Below are 19,975 nucleotides of genomic sequence, written 5' to 3'. Positions count from 1 at the left end.
CGCATGTCAGTGCAGCGTCACGACGCCGCCGCGCGGTCGGACCGCGCGGCGGGTCGACAGCGGCAGAAGGTGCTGGATCTGCTGCGCGAAGCGACCCGCCCCGTCGATGTCCAGCTCGTCGCCGACACACTGCGGATTCACGTCACGACGGCGCGATTCCACCTGTCGGCGTTGGAATCTCAGGGATACATCCGACGCGGCAGCAGCCGGTCGAGCGGTGCGGGCAGGCCCAAGCTCACCTACGAGCTCACCCCGCGACTGGACTACGCCGACATCGTGTCGCTGTTCGCCGCGCACCTCGGCGGGACGCCGCAGGAACGCCAGGAACGGGCGCAGCGGATCGGCGCCGATCTGGCTCATCGGGTCAGGCTGGCCAGGTCGCGCGCGGAGACCTCGGTCAGCGACCTGGTGGTGGCGACGCTCGCGGATCTCGGATTTCAGGTCCGCTCGGTACTGACGTCCTTCGGCGAGGTGACCATCCAGATCTGCACGTGTCCTCTGGCCGAGGTCGCGCAGACAGCCCCAGAAGTGGTCCGCGGTATCCAGCAGGGGCTCATCCAGGAGGTGATCGACCTGAACGCCGAGTCGCTCGGCGGGCACTACGGCGTCCTGGTGACGCCGGATCCGCACGGAGGCTCGTGCGAAGTGGGTCTGGTCCTGCGCCCGGCCACCCGCTGACGGTGACCGGGCGGAGCTGACGTCTAGATGGTCAGCGTCCCGTCGTCGTTGATCGTCCAGCCCGGATTCAGCGCGACCTCCCAGACATGGCCGTCCGGATCGGCGAAGTAGCCCGAATACCCACCCCAGAAAACCTTTTCGGCGGGCTTGAGGATCGTCGCACCCGCCGCTGCGGCCTGGTCGAGCACCGCGTCGACGTCGGCCTCGGAGCGCTGGTTGATGGCGATGGTGATGCCGCTGAACCGGCCGTCGATCGGACGCCGGCAATCCTCGGCGAGGTCACCGCGGCCGAACAACGCCAGCGCGATGCCGGGCAGTTGGTAGAAGACGACGCCCTCGGGTGCCTGCGTCGGTACCCACCCCAGGCCCTGCTCGTAAAAAGTGCGGGCACGCTCGAGATCGTCGACACCGAGGGTGATGAGGCTGATCCGCTGTTCCATGTCGGCGAGGCTACCCACGGCCACCGACGTGAGCCGGCGCGGTCAGCAGAGAAATTCCGTCGCGGCGTCGTACACCAACTGCGCATCGGCCGGTCCGAAGTTCAGGGCCGTGGCGATGAAATTGACCGCGAAGTCTTCGGGGATGCCGGTGCGTTCGCCCTCGCACGCGGCATACCCCTCGGCGAGGAGCTTCTGTTCATCGATCTCCGGCGACTCGGCGAATTCGCCGAAGAGGTCGATGTACTCCAGGTAGAACTCTTCGTCCTCGGTGGCGAGCGCGGCAGGTGCGCACGTCAGCGCCGCGGCGCCAACAGTTCCCGCGGCGCAGAGCGTTGCGAGAGTGACCCCTACGATCCTTCTCATCGGCCCCCTCTCGCGAGTCTCTCTGAGCAACGGCGCAGATGTTGCGAATACTAACCGGCCCGGGATCTCGCCGAACGTCGAATGGTGCACGCGCCGGGCTCGACGAATGCTCTGCGCGGTCGACGACGGTGTCATACGGTGACTGGCATCGACTCTGTTTGCTGAAATCGGTTTGACCGGTGTGAAGCACGTGTGTGCGGTGTCCGGGTAGGGGTGAGGCTGTGTCGCGGATCTTCATGAGCCACTCGAGTCGGGACATGCGCGAAGCCGTCGCGCTGAAACAGTGGCTCGCCGAGCAGGATCCGCCGCTGGCCAACGAGATCTTCCTCGACGTGGACCCCGAATCAGGGCTGCGTACCGGCACCCGCTGGAAGGACGCGCTGCGGCGGGCGAACGCCCGCTGTGAGGCGGTCATCTGCCTGCTGTCGCCGAACTGGGAGAAATCCCACGAGTGCAAGGTCGAGTACCGCACTGCCGAGAACTTGAACAAGCAAATCTTCTGTGCGCGCCTGGAAGCATCGACGGGTGACGACCTGACCTCCGAATGGCAGCGTTGCGACCTCTTCGGCGACGGGCCGAGGACCCGCATCGACATCGGCGGCGGACCGCCCGTCGAGTTCGCCACCGAAGGCCTGTATCGGCTGCGTGACGGCATCCGGGGCGCGGGCATCGGTGCCGAGTCGTTCGTCTGGCCGCCGCCGGGCGATCCCGACCGCGCGCCCTACCGCGGCTGGGAACCGCTCGACGAGGCCGACGCCGCCGTGTTCTTCGGGCGCGACGCGCAGATCGTGCGGGCGCTCGACGCCATCCGGGGCATGCGGTTGTCCGGGGTGAACTCGTTGTTCGTGGTGCTCGGGCCGTCAGGCACCGGCAAGTCGTCGTTTCTGCGCGCCGGTCTACTGCCCCGCCTACGGCGCGAGGACCGGCGGTTCGTCCTGATGGACATCGTGCGGCCCGAACGCAACGCGCTCATCGGCACCTCCGGGTTGGCCGCCGCGGTGGCCGCGACCCGCCAGGCGTTCGGCATGAGCCAGACGAGCCTCGGCGACATCAAACGCGTGTGCGCGGACGGGGACGTGGCCGCGATGGCGGACTGGCTCACCGGGATCCGCCGCGAGGCCGCGCGCCGGTTGCTCGAGCGCGGGGACGACGGCGCGACCGGATCCGCGCCGACACTGGTGCTTCCGCTCGATCAGGCCGAAGAGCTGTTCGCCGCCGACGCCGGAGAACCGGCGACGGACTTCCTGCGCCTGCTCGCCGGGGTCATCGAGACGCTCAACGCCGAGGATCTCGGCATCGTCGTCGCGGCCACCATCCGCACCGATCGCTACGAGCTCATGCAGACCCACCCGAGCCTCGCCGGCCTCGGCACCGTGCTCTTCGACGAGCTCAAGCCGATGCCGCCGACCCAGTTCAAAGAGGTCATCACCGGACCCGCGGAGCGCGCGTCCGAGGCGGGCCGCCCGCTACGGGTGGCGCCGGACCTGGTCGACCGGCTGCTCGCCGACGCGTCCGGCGGTGCCGATACGCTCCCGATCCTGGCGTTGACGTTGTCACGGCTGTACACCGACTACGGCACCACCGGCGAGCTCACCCTGGCCAACTATGAGGCGCTGGGCGGAATGCGCCGCGTCGTGCAGACCGAGATCGACGAGGTGCTCTCCACCGACCCGCACCGGCGCGCCACCCAGTTGGCCGCGCTGCGGGCAGCCTTCATCCCGTGGCTGGCCACGATCAACGCCGACAACGACCAACCGATGCGACGCGTCGCCCGCTGGTCGGACCTGCCGGAGCCGAGCCGCCCGCTCATCGACGCACTTGTCGCGAAGCGCTTGATGGTCAAGGACAACCGCGACGGCCAGATCGTCGTCGAGGTGGCGCTCGAGAGCCTGCTGCGCCAGTGGGACGAGCTGGCCGGCTGGCTGCGCGAGGAGCGCAAGGACCTCAAGGATGCCGACGACCTCGAACGCGCCGCGATCGCCTGGACCACCAACGATCACAACCCGGCCTGGCTGCTCGAGGGCAGCCGCCTGGCGGAGGCCACGAAACTGGCCAACGAGCCCGGCTTCCGCGAAAGACTCGCGGCGACACACAACTACCTCAACGCTTCCCATCAGCGTGAGAGCAGGCGCCGCGCCGACGAGGAGCAGCAGCGCCAGGCCGAACTGCAGGCCGCCGAGGAACGCGCCCGGCACGCCCAGGAACGGCAGGCCACCGCCGAGGCGCACACCGCGACGCTGCGGAAGCGCTCGCGCATCATGCGGGCGGTGCTTGCGGGCACCGCCGTCGTCGCGGTCGTCGCCGTGATCGCCTCCGTGCTGGCATGGACGGCGCGCGGGCAGGCACAGAGCCGATTCCGGCAGGCGACCGCCGTCCGGTTGGTCTCCGAGGCCGACGGCATGCTCGCCGGCTCGCGGTTCGGCGGTGATGTGCAGGCCCTGCAACAGATCCTGGCCGCCCGCACTCTCGATCGAGACGTCGGCGACGCGGTGGTCTACCACGCTGCGGTCAGCCGGGACGACACCGTGCGGATCACCCCGACATCGACTCCGATGGACACCGTCGCGGTCAGCCCGGACGGTCGTCTGATCGCGACGGGCGGCCGGGACGACGGCGTCCGGCTGTGGGACCTGGAATCCGGCGACGTCGTCGCCGAGATGCTCGATGCGCATGACGACGACGTCCTCAGCGTCGCGTTCAGTCCGGACGGGCAGCGGCTGGCCACGGCCGGCCGCGACACCGTATTTCTCTGGGACGTCAACGATCCGGGCTCGGCCGGCACCCGTGTGCGGGGTCGGACGGGCGCTGTCGGCGCGGTCGCATTCAGCCCCGACGGCAGGCGGATCGCGACCGCGGGCTGGGACCGGGCCGTGCGGCTGTGGGACAGCCGCACCGGCGCCGCGGTGGGCGAACCCCTCCTCGGTCACGAAGACGGCGTGTACGCGGTGGCGTTCAGTCCCGACGGGCGGCACCTGGCCTCCGGTTCCGCTGACGACACCGTGCGGATCTGGGACGCGGCAACCGGCAGGCAGGTGGGTCAGCCGTTCACCGGCCACCGGGCACAGATCAGGTCCGTGGCGTTCAGTCCCGACGGCGCGCTGCTGGCGTCGGGCAGCCTCGACGGCACCGTGCGGATCTGGGATCCGGGCACCGGCGACGCGGTGTTGACACCGCTGACGGACCACCGCGACGGCGTGTACAGCGTGGCGTTCAGCCCGGACGGAGCGATGCTCGCGACCGGAGGCGGAGACAACGTCGTCAGGTTGTGGGACACGCAGACGATGACGCCTCTGGGACAACCACTTTCGGGCCACCAGTTCGAGGTGTTCGGTGTGGCCTTCGCCCCCGACAGCCGGACTGTCGTCACGACGAGCTACGACCAGACGGTTCGGGTCTGGACGACCAGCCACGTCCTGCCCGCCCAACAGAACGGGGTGTGGAGCGTGGCGACGAACCCCGACGGCACGCGTGCCGCCAGCGGCGGCATCGACGGCACCGTCCGGCTGTGGAACCTCGAAAACGGTGAACCCCAAGGTGATCGGCTGACCGGTCACCAGAACAGCATCGGCCCGGTGGCGTTCAGTCCCGACGGCAGCCTGCTGGTCTCCGGATCCGACGACCGCACGCTGCGGCTGTGGGACGCCGCCACCGGAGAACAGGTCGGGCGGCCGTTCACCGGGCACCAGGGCGCGCCGTACGGGGTCGCGTTCAGCCCCGACGGGACCCGTATCGTCTCCGGTGCCGACGACAACACCGTCCGCATCTGGGACGTCGACTCCGCAGAGCAGATCGGCGGCCCACTCACCGGTCACACCGCGGTGGTGCTCGCGGTGGCGTTCAGTCCCGACGGCACGCGTATCGCGTCGGGCAGTGCCGACCAGACGATTCGGGTCTGGGACGGCGAGACCGGTGAGGCCGTGGGTGATCCGCTCGGCGGCACGCTCGACTGGGTGAACAGCATCGCGTACACGCCCGACGGCGACCGGTTCGTCACCGGCACCGGTGACGGGCGGGTGCGGGTGTGGGACGCCGAGACCGGCGAACAGATCGGTGAGCCGTTGCGCGGCCACACCGACTCCGTGACGTCCGTCGCCGTCACCGAAGACGGGGCCCGGGCCGTCACCGGCAGCGCCGACCGTACGGTGCGCCAGTGGGACCTGACAAGGCTTGCCGCAGTGGGAGAGCCGCTGGCCGGCCACAGCGCCGTGGTGCGCGGCGTGGCCGTCGCGGGCGACGGGATCGGCACCATCGTGTCCGGTGGGATGGACGGCACCCTTCGGTTGTGGCGCACCGGGGCCGAGCCGGAGGATCTGTGCGCGAAGCTCACCGCCAACATGAGCGAGGACGAGTGGGATCGGTGGGTCTCGCCCGACATCGACTACGTGGCGACGTGTCCGGGTCTTCCGGTCCTGTGAACGGCAGGTCGCGCGACGAGCATCTGTTCGGTGCCGGGCCCAAACGCATCCTCGCCCTCGACGGCGGCGGCATCCGCGGCGCCCTCACCCTCGGCTACCTCGGCAGGATCGAGGCGCTCTTGCGGCAACGCCACGGCGGCGACCCCGATTTCCGGCTGTGTGACTACTTCGACCTCATCGGCGGCACGTCGACCGGATCGATCATCGCCACCGGTCTGGCGCTCGGATTCTCGGTGGACAAGCTGTCAGAGATCTACCTCGCGCTGGGCGAGGAGGTCTTCGAAGCGGGCTTCTGGCGGATCGGGGTGATCGGAGCCAAGTTTCCGAAAGAGCCGCTGCAGGAGGCGCTTCGGACATATTTCGGCGACCAGACGCTGGGCAGCGAGCAGCTGCGTACCGGCCTGATGGTGATGACGAAGCGGCTCGACACCGGCAGTCCGTGGCTCTTCCACAACAACCCCCGCGGCGAGTTCTTCGGCGCAGCGCCCGACGCGGGTGGCAATCGTGACCTGTTGCTGCGCAACATCGTCCGGGCCAGCACCGCGGCGCCGCACTACTTCGATCCCGAGCTGATCGACATCGCACCGGGGCTTTCCGGGGCGTTCGTCGACGGCGGGGTCAGCCCGTACAACAACCCGGCGATGCAGATGCTGATGCTCGCGACGTGCCGCGGTTACGGGCTGAGCTGGCCGTTCGGCGCGGACAGGTTGCTGCTCGTCTCGGCAGGCACGGGATTTCGCACCGTCGCGGAGCCCGCCGAGAAGGTGATCGGGATGCCGGCGGTCCGGCTGGCCGCGGAGTCGATGCTGTCGATCATGGAGGATGCGAACTGGCTCGGCCAGGCGGTCCTGCAGTGGATGGCCGACAGCCCGACGGCATGGACCATCGACAGCGAGGTCGGCGACCTCGGGTCGGATTCCCTGGGCGGGGGAGCGGCGTTGATCTCCTACCTTCGCTACGAGGTGCAGTTCGAAACCCGTTGGCTGCGTGATGTTCTCGGTGTCAACCTGTCCGACGAGCAGTGTGCCGCGTTGTGTGCGATGGATCGGGCCGAGAACGTAGGCCTGCTCTCGAGCCTGGGGCGGACCGCGGCGGCGGTGCAGGTCCGCGAAGAACACTTCCCGGCAGCGTTCGACCTCTAGCCGGCCTCGCCATGCCGGTAACGGCGGGCGAATTCGTCGCCCGGCACCGGCCACTGTTCGCCGGCCCCGCCCTGTACCACCCAGTCGCCCGCTGACGCGGTGACCGGTCCCTCGAGCGTGGACACGACCTCGCCGTCGGAGGCGGGACGGGCCTGCACCGTACCGTGGCGCCGCCAGAGGGAACCCTCGAGATGCTCGTAGCGCGCCCGGAAGATGTCGTCCCGCACCGACCACCAGTGGTCGCCGTCGGGGTCGCGCACCGCCCAGTCACCGGCGCCGCCCCGCATGCTCGCGCCCGAGCGGGTGGTCCACGTCCACGGGACATCACGGCGTTCGGCGATCACGGTGCCCGCGCGGTGAAACAGCTGCCACCCGGCGTCGCGGGGACGCGACCGGTAACCGAGCTCGCGCAGTTTCGACAGGGTGGCCGCCAGGCTCGACAGCGCCCTGTCCCGCCGCACCGGGTCGGCCGCGACATCGCCCCAGTCGACAAGGCCGTCATGGACCTTGCGGGCGTCGTCTCGGACCGGCCCCGACCTCCATCCGTGGCCGCGCAGGTACCGGCACCAGTCCTCGTGTTCGGCGCGCGCCATCGCCAGCGCCGTGTCGGTGTCGAAGCCCATCAGACGTAGCTGCTCCAACGGCGGCTTGCCACGCAACGTGGCGGTCGACAACGAATCCGGCGGGCTGCCGAACGTGTTCCAGGTGTGGCCGCCGATCTTCTCGACCATCCACAGCGCGTTCTGCACCTGGCGGCGATTCGACCCGCGGTAGAACTCGTCGAGTTCCGACCAGGGCACCGTGGCCGGAGTCCGATCGGCGCTCTCGGCGGCGTAGCGGTCGTGGATGAGCCGCGCCGCGCGTTCCCACGCGTCCTGGGCCTGCCCGCCGGGCAGATCCATGCTCAATCGGAACGTCCGCAGACGCCCGAGCAGCGACACCCTGTCGTCGTCGACTTCCGCGTCCGGGTCCCACGCCCAGATCGGCGTGGCCGGCAGCCGGGCCGCGAGACGAGTGCCGATGGCGGAGTCCACATCGCCCGAATCGACGAGCACGACCGCGGTCCGGGCCGGGTCGGACCGGGTGATGAGCGAGACGATCTGGGCCACCGTCGGTGACGCGGTCACCGCCGCCACCTCGGGCCGGTCCGACGGCAAGCCGAGTTGTCGGCACAGGAACTCGTGGTCGGCCTTGTATTCGTCCGCGCGGGCGTCGACCAGCGTGACCCGCGGCAGTGGCGAATCGTCCGGTGAGGCGTAGTAGTCCTGCTCCAGCTGGCGCTGCGCCATGTCCGCGCACAGCGCCAGCGTGAGTTGCGAAGCGCCGCAGACCAGTAGCCGGTCGATCGACCCGTCGGCGACGATGTCGCCGAGCAGCCGGCGGGCCGTCACCTCGTATTTGCCGACCGCGTCCGCCGCCCAGCGGTTCTCGGCGCCGCCGAAGTGCTGGGCCCGCCACGCCATCGCCTGCCACGGGTCGTCGATCCGCACGATCAGCGGAATACGTTGCCGGTCATCGATTTCGGAGAGTCGGCGACTGATCTCGTCGAGGCGCCGGAGGTTCGTCGACGGATCCAGCGACAACAGGTACAGCCGGTCGAGCTTGCGCCAGAACGGAAGTGACGCCAGTGCGCCGGACCGGTTGAGGTCGGCGGTGACGATCCTCGCCCCCTGGCGGCGCGCCAAGCGGACGCACTGCCGTTCCGGCAGCGCGGTCACCACCACCAGCGTCTCCCGGCGATGCTTGCTGCGGGCAATGGCTTCCACCATCGACTGCGCGTCCTCGTCGATGCCGACGACGACGGTCACGGAGTGGGCGAACCGGACCCGCAAGACATCCACTCGCGACTGCATGAGCGCGACCACGATGCCGACCACGCCGAGGAAGACCGCCGCCAGAGCCGACAACCGGGCGACCTCGAGCGCCACCGGGATGGGTGCCGGGCACGGCCCCGCGGCCAGGGACTGTGAGCCGGTGCCGCCCTTGACCACGCCGGCTGTCCACATCAGCGGCGTGAAGAACCGGGGATGGGTCGCGTCGTGGCAGTTCCAGTAGGACGTCAGGCCGAGCACCAGGCTGATCAGCGCCAGCCCGGCGACCACGGCAACCGGCGCGCCGGCCTTGCCGACCCGTCCCGACCGGAACAACATCGCGCCGACGGCGATGAGCACGGCCACCACGATGCCGATCGTCAGCGCCGAGTTGGGCCTGCCGAACCATTGCAGGCCTGGTGGGAGGCTGTCGCGCACATCGGGAAACAGCGACAGCACCGCCAGATAGGCCAGCAGCAGGACCGCGACGACCGACAGGGAGCCGCGGGCCACCGTCGACCCGCTGACCCCGTCGCGCACGCCGCCCCCCGTTCTCCGACCTCCAGATGATTCCACCGAAGGGCTTCGAGCGTGGGGGTTGTGCACGGGATCGGCGCGGAATCCCGACACCGGGCACCGGCCCGGCGGGGACTGCTACTTCACCTTGTGCTGCGGGCCCTGCGCCTTCTTGTAGAGCGCCTTGAGCATCCGGTCGCGGAACGCGGCGTTGTCGATCAGCTTGACCCCGGCGTTGGCCAGCTTCGGTTGACCGATCAACTTGTGCATGTAGCGGCCGCGCCTGTACTCGCGGCCCCAGGCGGCTTCCATGCGCTGCGCGTAGTTGGTGAAGTCATCCGGACCACCGTTGGTCAACGCGGCGATGGCGCATTCCCCTGCGGCCAGACCGGATTCGAGCGCCTTGGAGATGCCTGCGCCCGAGGCCGGCTTGCCGGCACCGAGTGCGTCGCCGGTGAACAGCACACCCGGCCGCCACGGCGGCCACGCCGTGAAGCCCATCGGCAGCCGCCAGGCGCGCACGCTCTTGTTCTTCTTGAGTTCCTCGATCGGCGGCAACTCCCAGTCACCCGGCAGCGTGCGCAGGAACTCGCCGAGGAATTGGGTGGCGTTGATCGACTGCCAGTTCTTGTAGCTGTTCACGTAGCCGAGGCCGATGTTGAAGACACCGTTGCCCATCGGGAAGACCCAGCCGTAGCCGGGCAGCTGATCACCCTGGAACACCAGCTTGAGGTAGATGTCGAGGCTGTCGGAGTCGGGCCGATTGGCGTGCATCTCCGAGCGGATCGCGATCGCCTGGTAGCCGTTGTATTCCGAGTCGATCTTCAGCGCGCGCTTGATGGGGGAGTAGGCGCCGTCGGCGGCGATCACCGCGTCGCCGTAGACCTTCTCTCCACCCTTGAGCGTCACACCGATCACCCGTCCGGTGGCATCCAGTTCCGGTCCGGTGACCTCGGCGCCCTGGCGCACCTCGGCGCCGGCGGACTCGGCGTGCTTGAGCAGCACCGTGTCCAGGTGGGTGCGGCTGACGGTGTGGCCGTGGTCGGGCATGCCCGGACGCTTCGGGAACGACAGCTCCCACTCGCTCGGACTGAACACCGTCACCCTGTTCACCCGGTGGAACGTGGCGACCTCGTCGGCCAGGCCCATCTTCTGCAGATAGCTGACCGCGCGAGCGGTCAGACCGTCTCCGCAGGGCTTGTCGCGGGGGAACTGTGCCTTGTCCAGGACCACGACTTTCGCGCCGGTCTGCGCGGCCTGCCATGCGGCGGCCGAACCCGAAGGTCCGCCACCGGCGATGACCAGGTCGTATCGCTGCGTCATGAATCTCGTCTCGTCGATCGGTTGTCGCAGAGATAGTACCCAAGCTGACGTCACCCATCGCGCCGGGAAGATTCCCTAATAGTTCGGTAATCATTCTCACCGAACGAGGGTCTGGGCAGGTCAGCGGCGTCGATCCGGGTACAGTGATCGGGGTGCGACGAGGGTCGAGGGCACGCGTGGGCGAAGAGGCGGGCGTCAAGGTGGACGCCCGCAGTGAGCGTTGGCGCGAGCACCGCAAGAAGGTGCGCTCCGAGATCGTCGACGCCGCGTTCCGTGCCATCGACCGGCTGGGGCCGGAGGTGTCCCTGCGGGAGATCGCCGAGGAGGCAGGCACCGCCAAGCCGAAGATCTACCGGCACTTCACCGACAAGTCGGACCTCTTCCAGGCGATCGGCCAGCGGATGAGGGACATGCTGTGGGCCGCGATCTTCCCGTCGATCGACATCTCGAAGGATCCGGCACGCGCGGTGATCCACCGCGCTGTCGAGCAGTACGTCCGGCTGGTCCACGAACACCCCAACGTCGTGCGTTTCCTGATGCTGGGCCGCTTCGCCGAGCAGAGCGAGTCGACGATGCGGGCGCTGAACGAGGGCCGCGACATCACCCTGGCGATGGCGGACATGTTCAGCAACGAGCTTCGCGAGATGGAACTCGACGGCGCAGCCTTCGAGTTGGCCGGGTTCGCGACCTTCGGTGCCGCGGCGTCGGCCACCGACTGGTGGCTGGGCTCCGAGGGCGACACTCCGCGACGGCTGCCGCCGGAGAAGTTCGTCGAGTACCTGACCACGATCATGATGGGCTCGATCAACGGCACCTGTGAGGTGCTCGGCATCCGAATCGACCCGGATCTGCCCCTGCACGAAGGCGTTCAGCGCCGCGAGCAGGTCGCCTGACGCCGCGGGTTTATCCGGTACCGGCGTTCCCAGGTACAGTCGGGTCATGAGCGTCGCTGAACACACCGAGAACATCTCGGTCGACCGCGCCCCGGTGCGCACCCGCGCCCTGATCATCGGCTCCGGCTTCTCCGGTCTCGGAATGGGCATCGAGCTGCAGCGCCGTGGTGTCCCGTTCGAGATCCTGGAGAAGGCCGACGAGATCGGTGGCACCTGGCGCGACAACACCTATCCGGGCTGCGCCTGCGACATCCCGGCACACATGTATTCCTTCTCCTTCGAGCCCAAGGCCGACTGGACCCACATGTGGGCGTTCCAGCCGGAGATCCAGGACTACCTGCTCGGCATCACCGCCAAATACGGGCTGCGCCGCTACGTCCACTTCGGTGCGAACGTCGACCGCGCCCAGTGGGACGACGACGAGCTCGTCTGGCACGTGTTCACCAAGGACGGGGGGGAGTTCATCGCGCAGTTCCTGATCTCGGGGGCAGGCGGTCTGCACATCCCGCTGATCCCGGAGTTCGAGGGTCTCGACGATTACGTCGCCTCCGGCCGGGCTGCGTTCCACTCCGCGCAGTGGGACCACGGCGTCGACATCGCCGGAAAGCGGGTCGCGGTGATCGGCACCGGCGCCAGCGCCATCCAGATCGTGCCCGAGATCGTCAAAGACGTCGCGTCGTTGCAGCTCTACCAGCGCACGCCGGCATGGGTGATGCCGAGGCCGAACAATCCGATCCCCGAGGGCGTCCAACATCTGTTCGCCAACGTGCCGGGGACGCGGGCCGCCATGCGCGCGGGAATCTACTGGATACACGAGGCGGTCGGGTTCGCGATGACCAAGCAGCCGCGGTTGCTCAAGATCGGCGAGATGCTCGGCAAATGGAACATCCGGCGTTCGATCGAGGACCGGGAGCTTCGCCGCAAGCTCACCCCGGACTACCGGGCCGGCTGCAAGCGAATCCTGAACTCCGACACCTACTATCGCGGCATCGCCGACCCGAAGACCGACGTGATCACCGACCGGATCGCGCGGTTCACCCCGCAGGGCATCGTCACCGCCGACGGCACCGAAAGAGATGTCGACGTGGTGGTCTTCGCGACCGGCTTCCACGTCACCGACTCCTACACCTACGTCGACGTCAAGGGCCCGGGCGGCGTGGACCTCGTCGACCGATGGAACCGAGAGGGGATCGCGGCGCTGCGCGGGATCACCGTCGCCGACATGCCCAACCTGTTCTTCCTGCTCGGCCCGAACACCGCGCTGGGGCACAACTCGGTGGTCTTCATGATCGAGTCGCAGATCCGCTACGCCGCCCACGCCATCGCCGCGGTGGACCGCGCCGGCGTCCGCGCGCTCGCGCCGACACGGGCCGCGCAGGATCGCTACAACGACGAATTGCAACACGACCTGGGCGGTACCGTCTGGAGCACCGGCGGCTGCCGAAGCTGGTACCTCGACGAGCACGGCGTGAACCGCACCCTGTGGAGCGGCATGACGTGGCAGTACTGGTTGGCGACGCGCCGCTTCAAGGCCTCCGAGTACACGTTCTTCGGAAGAATGCGCGACACGCCAACACAAGATGTTGCGGCGTCACACGTTCTGAGCCCCAACAAGTTGTAGTGTCGGTATCGGCGTGTAGAACAGTTACTGCCTCTGGAAAATCCGGCGAAATGGGGTCCTGGTGTCCGACGGAATGAAGCTGATCGATCGTGTGTCGGCCATCAACTGGAATCGTCTGCAGGACGACAAGGATGCCGAGGTCTGGGAGCGGCTTACGGGCAACTTCTGGCTGCCGGAAAAGGTCCCGGTCTCCAACGACATCCCGTCATGGGGCACGCTCAACGCCCACGAGAAGCAGCTCACGATGCGGGTGTTCACCGGTCTGACGCTGCTGGACACGATCCAGGGCACCGTCGGTGCGGTCAGCCTCATCCCCGACGCGCTGACCCCGCACGAGGAGGCCGTCTACACCAACATCGCGTTCATGGAGTCGGTGCACGCCAAGAGCTACAGCAACATCTTCTCCACGCTGTGCTCGACGGTCGAGATCGACGAGGCGTTCCGCTGGTCGGAGGAGAATCCGAACCTGCAGCGCAAGGCCGAGATCGTCATGAACTTCTACAAGGGCGACGACCCGCTCAAGCGCAAGGTCGCCTCCACGCTGCTGGAGAGCTTCCTGTTCTACTCCGGCTTCTATCTGCCGATGTACTGGAGCAGCCGCGCCAAGCTGACCAACACCGCCGACATGATCCGGCTGATCATCCGCGACGAGGCCGTCCACGGCTACTACATCGGCTACAAGTTCCAGAAGGGGCTGGCGCTCGAGAGCGAGGCGCGCAGGGCCGAGCTCAAGGACTACACCTACGAACTGCTCTTCGAGCTCTACGACAACGAGGTCGAGTACACCCAGGACCTCTACGACGGGGTGGGGCTGACCGAGGACGTCAAGAAGTTCCTGCGGTACAACGCCAACAAGGCGCTGATGAACCTCGGGTACGAGGCGTTGTTCCCCAAGGACGAGACCGACGTCAACCCGGCGATCCTGTCCGCACTGAGCCCCAACGCCGATGAGAACCACGACTTCTTCTCCGGCTCGGGTTCGAGCTACGTCATCGGCAAGGCCGTCAACACCGAGGACGAGGACTGGGCCTTCTAGCGGTCCCCGGCGCGACGGTGGCCGTGTCCCGGCCTACCGGAGTGACCGGGTGTCGATGACGAAGCGGTAGCGCACGTCGCTGGCGAGCACGCGCTCGTAGGCATCGTTGATGTAATCGGGCTCGATGACCTCGATCTCGGGCGTCACCCCGTGTTCGGCGCAGAACTCCAGCATCTCCTGCGTCTCGGCGATGCCGCCGATCAAGGAACCCGCGATGCTGCGCCGCCCCATGATCAACGAACCCGCGGGAACCTCCATCGGGTGCTCGGGCATGCCAAGTTCGACGAGAGTGCCGTCGACCTTGAGCAGGCCGAGGTAGTCGCCGAGGTCGAGATTGGCCGAGACGGTGTTGAGGATCAGACCGAAGCTGCCCGCCAGTTCGCGAAAGGTGTCGGGGTCGCTCGTCGCCCGGTATTCGCCGGCGCCCAGGCGCAGGCCGTCCTCCATCTTCTTCAACGACTGGCTGAGCACCGTGACCTCGGCTCCCATCGCGACCGCGAGCTTGACGGCCACATGCCCGAGCCCGCCCAGGCCGATGACGGCGACACGTTCTCCGGGGCCGGCGTTCCAGTGCCGCAACGGCGAATAGGTGGTGATGCCCGCGCACAGCAGGGGAGCGGCCTCGTCCAGTGGGAGGGCGTCCGGGATCGTCAGCACATAGTTCTCGTCGACGACGATCGCGCCGCTGTAGCCGCCCTGCGTCGGTTGCCCGTCGCGACCGACACCGTTGTAGGTGCCGACCATGCCGGGGTTGTCGCAGTACTGTTCCTCTCCGGCGAGACACTGCGTGCACTCGCGGCAGGAGTCCACGAAACAGCCGACCCCGACCCGGTCACCGACCGTGAACTTCGTCACCTCGGAGCCGACCTCGGTGACGACGCCGGCGATCTCGTGGCCCGGCACGATCGGGTACCGCACCCGGCCCCACTCGCCGCGCACCGTGTGGATGTCGGAGTGGCAGATGCCGGCGAAGTGGATGTCGAAGGCCACATCGTGGGGCCCGACGTCACGCCGTGTGATCGTGGTTCTGGTCAGCGGGTCGGCCGCCGAGGTGGCTGCATACGCGGAAACGGTGCTCATCATGTCCTAAAGGTGTCTCGTATCGGGGATGCCGGCTGCGTCGACGCAGCGGCAAAACAGGAACCTGCCGCGACGGTGCGGCATGCCGGGTCAACGGCTGAAGGCGAGGTCGCGATCAGTTGATCGGTGCGTTCACCCATCTCAGATCGGCGAGAATGCCACGCGCGGCGACGACACCGTCGCCGGTCTGCCACACCTCATTGTTCACCGCGAAGACCCGGTTGTCGCGGTTGGCCGACAGCCGCCGGAACGCATCGCTGCCCATCACCTCGGGAGCGCGTTCCCTGGCCTCCGCCGTGGCGAAGGAGACGTACAGGATGTCGCCGTCGGCGATGGAGAAGTCAGGCGAGTCACCCAGGTCGGCCTCGGAGATGCCGATCTCGACGTAGGGCTTGTCGGTGAACCGTTGCGCCGCAGGGCGATCCACGCCGACATCGGCGAGGACGCCGCCCGGGAAGTTGTCGACGCCGAAGACGCGCATCGTGGTGTCGGTGAACTGGACCACCGAGGCCTGGAAATGGGTCGCGTCGTTGTCCGCGCCGGTCCGCTGCGCGGCGCGCTCGAAGTCGTCGATCACGGCGTTGGCCGCCTCGAGCCGACCGGTCGCCGCGCCGACCGTGCGCAGGTTGTCCTTCCACGCCACTCCCGGCGCCCCGCTGAACACCGTGGGCGCGACCTTCGACAGCTCCGGATAGTCCTCGGGGGTCAGCGCCGCAGAGCCCAGGATCAGGTCGGGTGCCGCGGCCCTGATGGCGGCGATGTCGGGGTCGCTTCGGCTCCCGGCGGCGGGCAGTTCGTGGATCACGGTGCCGAGGTAGGCCGGCTGGTCTTGCGACCCGTCGGGCAGGGCTGCGGCCACGATGCGTGACTGCAGGCCCAGTGCGCACAGCGCGTCGAGGTGGTCACCGGAGAGCACGACGATGCGCTGCGGATCGGCGCGCACCAGCGTCGTCTCCGGCAACGGCGGTGTCACCCCGTGCCCGGCCGCGTTGCGGACCTCGCGCTCGGGAGGGCCGTCGTCGAGTGCGGCGGGCTCGGCTGCACACGACTCGTCGGGTCTGCGGTCGTTGCCCAGCACCCCCGCGCCGGCGACCCGGGTGGTGCTGGTGACCACCGAGCCTTCGCCGGGGGCGGTCGACGGGGCCTCGCCAGACGTCCCGCAACCGGTGAACACCGTCACACCGACGGCGGTCGCGACGGCCGCCAGCCCAGCTGACCGGAAGACCACCCCGCGGCCTGCCTGCACTCGCCTGAACAGCACGTCGCCGACGGTAACATCCGGGTGCTCGCGCCTGGTCAACCATCGTCGGAGAGCCGAGGCGGCCTCGCTCCGACATCGAATACGACGGTTTGTAGGACCACCCCGACCGCCGACGAATCCGGAGGCTAGGATTCATAGCGAACGGTCGGCGAGCCGACTGTTGGAAGTCGTCGGGAATAGCCCCGGTACGCACCCGGTGTATGCGAAACGTTGGAGGACCTGTTGGTAGCCGAAGCGCCCCCGATCGGAGAACTCGAGGCTCGGCGTCCCTTCCCGGAGCGGCTCGGTCCCAAGGGCAACTTGCTCTACAAGGTGCTGACCACCACCGATCACAAGCTGATCGGCATCATGTACTGCGTCGCCTGCTTCGCCTTCTTCCTCATCGGCGGCCTGATGGCGTTGTTCATGCGCACCGAGCTCGCCGTCCCCGGACTGCAGTTCCTGTCCAACGAGCAGTACAACCAGCTGTTCACCATGCACGGCACGGTGATGCTGCTGTTCTATGCCACCCCGATCGTGTTCGGGTTCGCCAACCTGGTGCTGCCGCTGCAGATCGGCGCGCCCGACGTGGCGTTCCCGCGCTTGAACGCGTTCTCGTTCTGGCTGTTCCTGTTCGGCGCGCTGATCGCCACCGCGGGCTTCATCACTCCCGGCGGAGCCGCCGACTTCGGCTGGACCGCGTACTCGCCGCTGACCGACGCCATCCATTCGCCCGGCGCCGGTGGCGACCTGTGGATCATGGGTCTGGCCGTTGGCGGTCTCGGCACCATCCTGGGCGGCGTCAACATGATCACCACGGTGGTCTGCATGCGCGCGCCAGGCATGACCATGTTCCGGATGCCGATCTTCACCTGGAACATCCTCGTGACGTCGATCCTGGTGCTGCTGGCGTTCCCGATCCTGACCGCCGCGCTGTTCGGCCTGGCCGCTGACCGCCACCTCGGCGCGCACGTCTACGACCCCGCCAACGGCGGTGTGCTGCTGTGGCAACACCTGTTCTGGTTCTTCGGTCACCCCGAGGTGTACATCATCGCGCTGCCGTTCTTCGGCATCGTGTCCGAGATCTTCCCGGTGTTCAGCCGCAAGCCGATCTTCGGCTACACCACGCTGATCTACGCCACGCTCGGTATCGCTGCGCTGTCTGTCGCGGTGTGGGCGCACCACATGTACGCCACCGGTGCGGTGCTGCTGCCGTTCTTCTCGTTCATGACGTTCCTGATCGCGGTCCCCACCGGCATCAAGTTCTTCAACTGGATCGGCACGATGTGGAAGGGCCAGTTGACGTTCGAGACGCCGATGCTGTTCTCCGTCGGCTTCATCGTGACGTTCCTGCTCGGCGGCCTGTCGGGCGTGCTGCTGGCCAGCCCGCCGCTGGACTTCCACGTCACCGACAGCTACTTCGTGATTGCGCACTTCCACTACGTGCTGTTCGGCACCATCGTGTTCGCCACCTATGCGGGCATCTACTTCTGGTTCCCGAAGATGACCGGCCGACTGCTCGACGAGCGGCTGGGCAAGCTGCACTTCTGGCTGACGTTCATCGGCTTCCACACCACGTTCCTGGTGCAGCACTGGCTCGGTGACGAGGGCATGCTGGGCAAGCTGCACTTCTGGCTGACGTTCATCGGCTTCCACACCACGTTCCTGGTGCAGCACTGGCTCGGTGACGAGGGCATGCCGCGGCGCTACGCCGACTACCTGCCCAGCGACGGATTCACCACGCTGAACATCGTCTCGACGATCGGCGCGTTCATCCTCGGTGCGTCGACCCTGCCGTTCCTGTGGAACATCTTCAAGAGCTGGCGCTACGGCGAGGTCGTCACGGTCGATGACCCGTGGGGTTACGGCAACTCGCTGGAGTGGGCCACCAGTTGCCCGCCGCCGCGGCACAACTTCACCGAGTTGCCCCGGATCCGTTCGGAGCGACCGGCTTTCGAGCTGCACTATCCGCACATGGTCGACCGGATGCGCCGGGAGGCCCACGTCGGACGTGCGCACGGTCCCGAGGACGGCGACGTCACCAGGATCGACGACGTCGAAGTCCGTAGCTAGATAGGCGCGTGTCGCGGCAACAAGGAGTGAGTGCAGCGGCCGGCTCTTCGCGCGAGCGCTCATCGGAGCCGGTCGGCTCTTCGCGCGAGCGCTCATCGCTACTGATCACGGTCACCGGCCGCGACCAGCCGGGTGTCACGTCGGCGCTGTTCGAGGTGCTGTCCAGGCACCGGGTTGAGCTTCTCAACGTCGAACAGGTGGTCATCCGCGGGCGCCTGACGCTCGGAGTGCTCGTCGCGGGCCCGGCCGAGGTCTGCGGTGGTCCCGAACTGCACGCCGAGGTGGAGGCCGCCATCCACGGCGTGGGTCTCGAGGTCACCATCGAGAGCAGCGACCGGCTGCCGGTGATGCGGGAGCCGTCGACGCACACCATCGTGGTGCTGGGCCGTCCGATCACTGCGGAGGCGTTCGGGGTGGTGGCCAGGGAAGCGGCCGCCCTCGGCGTGAACATCGATTTCATCCGCGGGGTGTCGGACTATCCGGTGACGGGCCTCGAGCTGCGGGTGTCGGTCCCACCCGGCGTCTACGGCCAGTTGCAGGCGGTGCTGGCCCGGGTGGCCGTCGAGGAAAGCGTGGACATCGCGGTCGAGGACTACAGCCTCTCGCGGCGGGCCAAGCGGCTCATCGTGTTCGACGTCGACTCCACGCTGATCCAGGGCGAGGTCATCGAGATGCTGGCCGCACATGCCGGCGCCGAGGCCGCGGTCGCGGAGGTCACGGCGGCGGCGATGCGCGGCGAGATCGACTTCGCCGAGTCGCTGCACCGCCGGGTCGCCACGCTCGCGGGGCTGCCCGCCGAGGTGCTCGACGAGGTGGCCGATCAGATCGAACTCACCCCGGGCGCCAGGACGACGCTGCGGACGCTACGCCGGCTCGGCTACCACTGCGGCATCGTCTCCGGCGGCTTCCGCCAGGTCATCGAGCCACTCGCACATGAGCTGATGATGGACTTCGTCGCGGCCAACGAGCTGGAGATCGTCGACGGAAAGCTCACCGGCCGCGTCATCGGCGATGTGGTCGACCGGCCGGGAAAGGCCAAGGCGCTGCGGGATTTCGCGCAACAGGCCGGGGTGCCGATGGAGCAGACGGTGGCCGTCGGCGACGGCGCGAACGACATCGACATGCTCTCGGCGGCGGGGCTTGGCGTGGCCTTCAACGCCAAGCCCGCGCTGCGGGAGGTGGCCGACGCGTCGTTGAACCATCCGTACCTCGACACGGTGCTGTTCATCCTCGGTGTCACCCGGGGCGAGATCGAGGCCGCCGACGCGCTCGACGGGGTCGTGCGGCGGGTCGACATCCCCGACTGAGACCACTTCTCGCCGGAATTGCATTCCGGCAGGCCTT

14 protein-coding genes are annotated in these 19,975 nt (G+C 68.1%); 8 read left to right on the top strand and 6 right to left on the bottom strand.

Features of this window, described 5'->3' with window-relative positions; all coding sequences use genetic code 11:
• Positions 1-3 precede the first annotated feature (3 nt).
• On the top strand, positions 4-678 hold the full coding sequence (locus H7I57_RS30650) for a helix-turn-helix transcriptional regulator (RefSeq protein WP_264028303.1): 675 nt from the start codon (positions 4-6) through the stop codon (positions 676-678).
• A gap of 23 nt (positions 679-701) precedes the next feature.
• Here the strand turns inward: H7I57_RS30650 and H7I57_RS30645 are convergent, their stop codons facing one another.
• On the bottom strand, positions 702-1,118 hold the full coding sequence (locus H7I57_RS30645) for a VOC family protein (protein ID WP_264028302.1): 417 nt from the start codon (positions 1,116-1,118) through the stop codon (positions 702-704).
• Between the two features lie 42 nt (positions 1,119-1,160).
• Positions 1,161-1,481, bottom strand: coding sequence for a DUF732 domain-containing protein (locus tag H7I57_RS30640; RefSeq protein WP_264028301.1), 321 nt, complete (start codon positions 1,479-1,481; stop codon positions 1,161-1,163).
• Positions 1,482-1,717: 236 nt separating this feature from the next.
• Between H7I57_RS30640 and H7I57_RS30635 the strand changes: the two genes are divergently transcribed.
• Both H7I57_RS30635 and H7I57_RS30630 read left to right on the top strand, forming a co-directional pair.
• Positions 1,718-5,896 carry an nSTAND1 domain-containing NTPase gene (locus tag H7I57_RS30635; protein WP_264028300.1) on the top strand — a complete coding sequence of 1,393 codons (4,179 nt, stop codon included), beginning with the start codon at positions 1,718-1,720 and terminating at the stop codon, positions 5,894-5,896.
• Positions 5,893-7,038: a patatin-like phospholipase family protein gene (locus tag H7I57_RS30630; RefSeq protein WP_264028299.1), complete on the top strand. Its 1,146-nt coding sequence runs from the start codon at positions 5,893-5,895 to the stop codon at positions 7,036-7,038. The genes H7I57_RS30635 and H7I57_RS30630 overlap by 4 nt, the downstream gene beginning before the upstream one ends.
• On the opposite strand, the gene H7I57_RS30625 is transcribed toward H7I57_RS30630, so the two are convergent.
• Positions 7,035-9,389 (bottom strand): hypothetical protein, encoded by a 2,355-nt coding sequence (locus H7I57_RS30625; protein WP_264028297.1) that lies wholly within the window; start codon positions 9,387-9,389, stop codon positions 7,035-7,037. The genes H7I57_RS30630 and H7I57_RS30625 overlap by 4 nt on opposite strands.
• Before the next feature lie 114 nt (positions 9,390-9,503).
• Positions 9,504-10,688, bottom strand: a complete 1,185-nt coding sequence (locus tag H7I57_RS30620) for an NAD(P)/FAD-dependent oxidoreductase (protein WP_264028296.1) — start codon at positions 10,686-10,688, stop codon at positions 9,504-9,506.
• Positions 10,689-10,840: 152 nt separating this feature from the next.
• On the opposite strand from H7I57_RS30620, the gene H7I57_RS30615 reads away from it, so the two are divergent.
• The 3 genes from H7I57_RS30615 (at position 10,841) to nrdF (ending at position 14,238) form a co-directional block, all read left to right on the top strand.
• Entirely contained in the window at positions 10,841-11,581 is a 741-nt protein-coding gene (locus tag H7I57_RS30615) for a TetR/AcrR family transcriptional regulator (protein WP_264028295.1), read from the top strand.
• Positions 11,582-11,627: 46 nt separating this feature from the next.
• Positions 11,628-13,202 (top strand): flavin-containing monooxygenase, encoded by a 1,575-nt coding sequence (locus H7I57_RS30610; protein WP_264028294.1) that lies wholly within the window; start codon positions 11,628-11,630, stop codon positions 13,200-13,202.
• 73 nt (positions 13,203-13,275) lie between these two features.
• The gene (nrdF, locus tag H7I57_RS30605; RefSeq protein ID WP_275081933.1) at positions 13,276-14,238 is read left to right on the top strand and encodes a class 1b ribonucleoside-diphosphate reductase subunit beta; all 963 of its coding nucleotides are present in this window, start codon (positions 13,276-13,278) and stop codon (positions 14,236-14,238) included.
• 33 nt (positions 14,239-14,271) lie between these two features.
• Here the strand turns inward: nrdF and H7I57_RS30600 are convergent, their stop codons facing one another.
• Entirely contained in the window at positions 14,272-15,318 is a 1,047-nt protein-coding gene (locus H7I57_RS30600; protein WP_264028340.1) for an NAD(P)-dependent alcohol dehydrogenase, read from the bottom strand.
• Between the two features lie 115 nt (positions 15,319-15,433).
• The gene (locus tag H7I57_RS30595; protein ID WP_264028292.1) at positions 15,434-16,579 is read right to left on the bottom strand and encodes an iron-siderophore ABC transporter substrate-binding protein; all 1,146 of its coding nucleotides are present in this window, start codon (positions 16,577-16,579) and stop codon (positions 15,434-15,436) included.
• Positions 16,580-16,801: 222 nt separating this feature from the next.
• On the opposite strand from H7I57_RS30595, the gene H7I57_RS30590 reads away from it, so the two are divergent.
• The gene (locus H7I57_RS30590) at positions 16,802-18,631 is read left to right on the top strand and encodes a cytochrome c oxidase subunit I (RefSeq protein ID WP_264028291.1); all 1,830 of its coding nucleotides are present in this window, start codon (positions 16,802-16,804) and stop codon (positions 18,629-18,631) included.
• 101 nt (positions 18,632-18,732) lie between these two features.
• Positions 18,733-19,938 (top strand): phosphoserine phosphatase SerB, encoded by a 1,206-nt coding sequence (gene serB, locus H7I57_RS30585; RefSeq protein ID WP_264028339.1) that lies wholly within the window; start codon positions 18,733-18,735, stop codon positions 19,936-19,938.
• Positions 19,939-19,975: the final 37 nt, after the last annotated feature.

It is taken from the genome of Mycolicibacterium pyrenivorans (assembly GCF_025821625.1).
Taxonomy (GTDB): domain Bacteria; phylum Actinomycetota; class Actinomycetes; order Mycobacteriales; family Mycobacteriaceae; genus Mycobacterium; species Mycobacterium pyrenivorans.
This window is presented reverse-complemented; position numbering and strand designations above follow the sequence as displayed.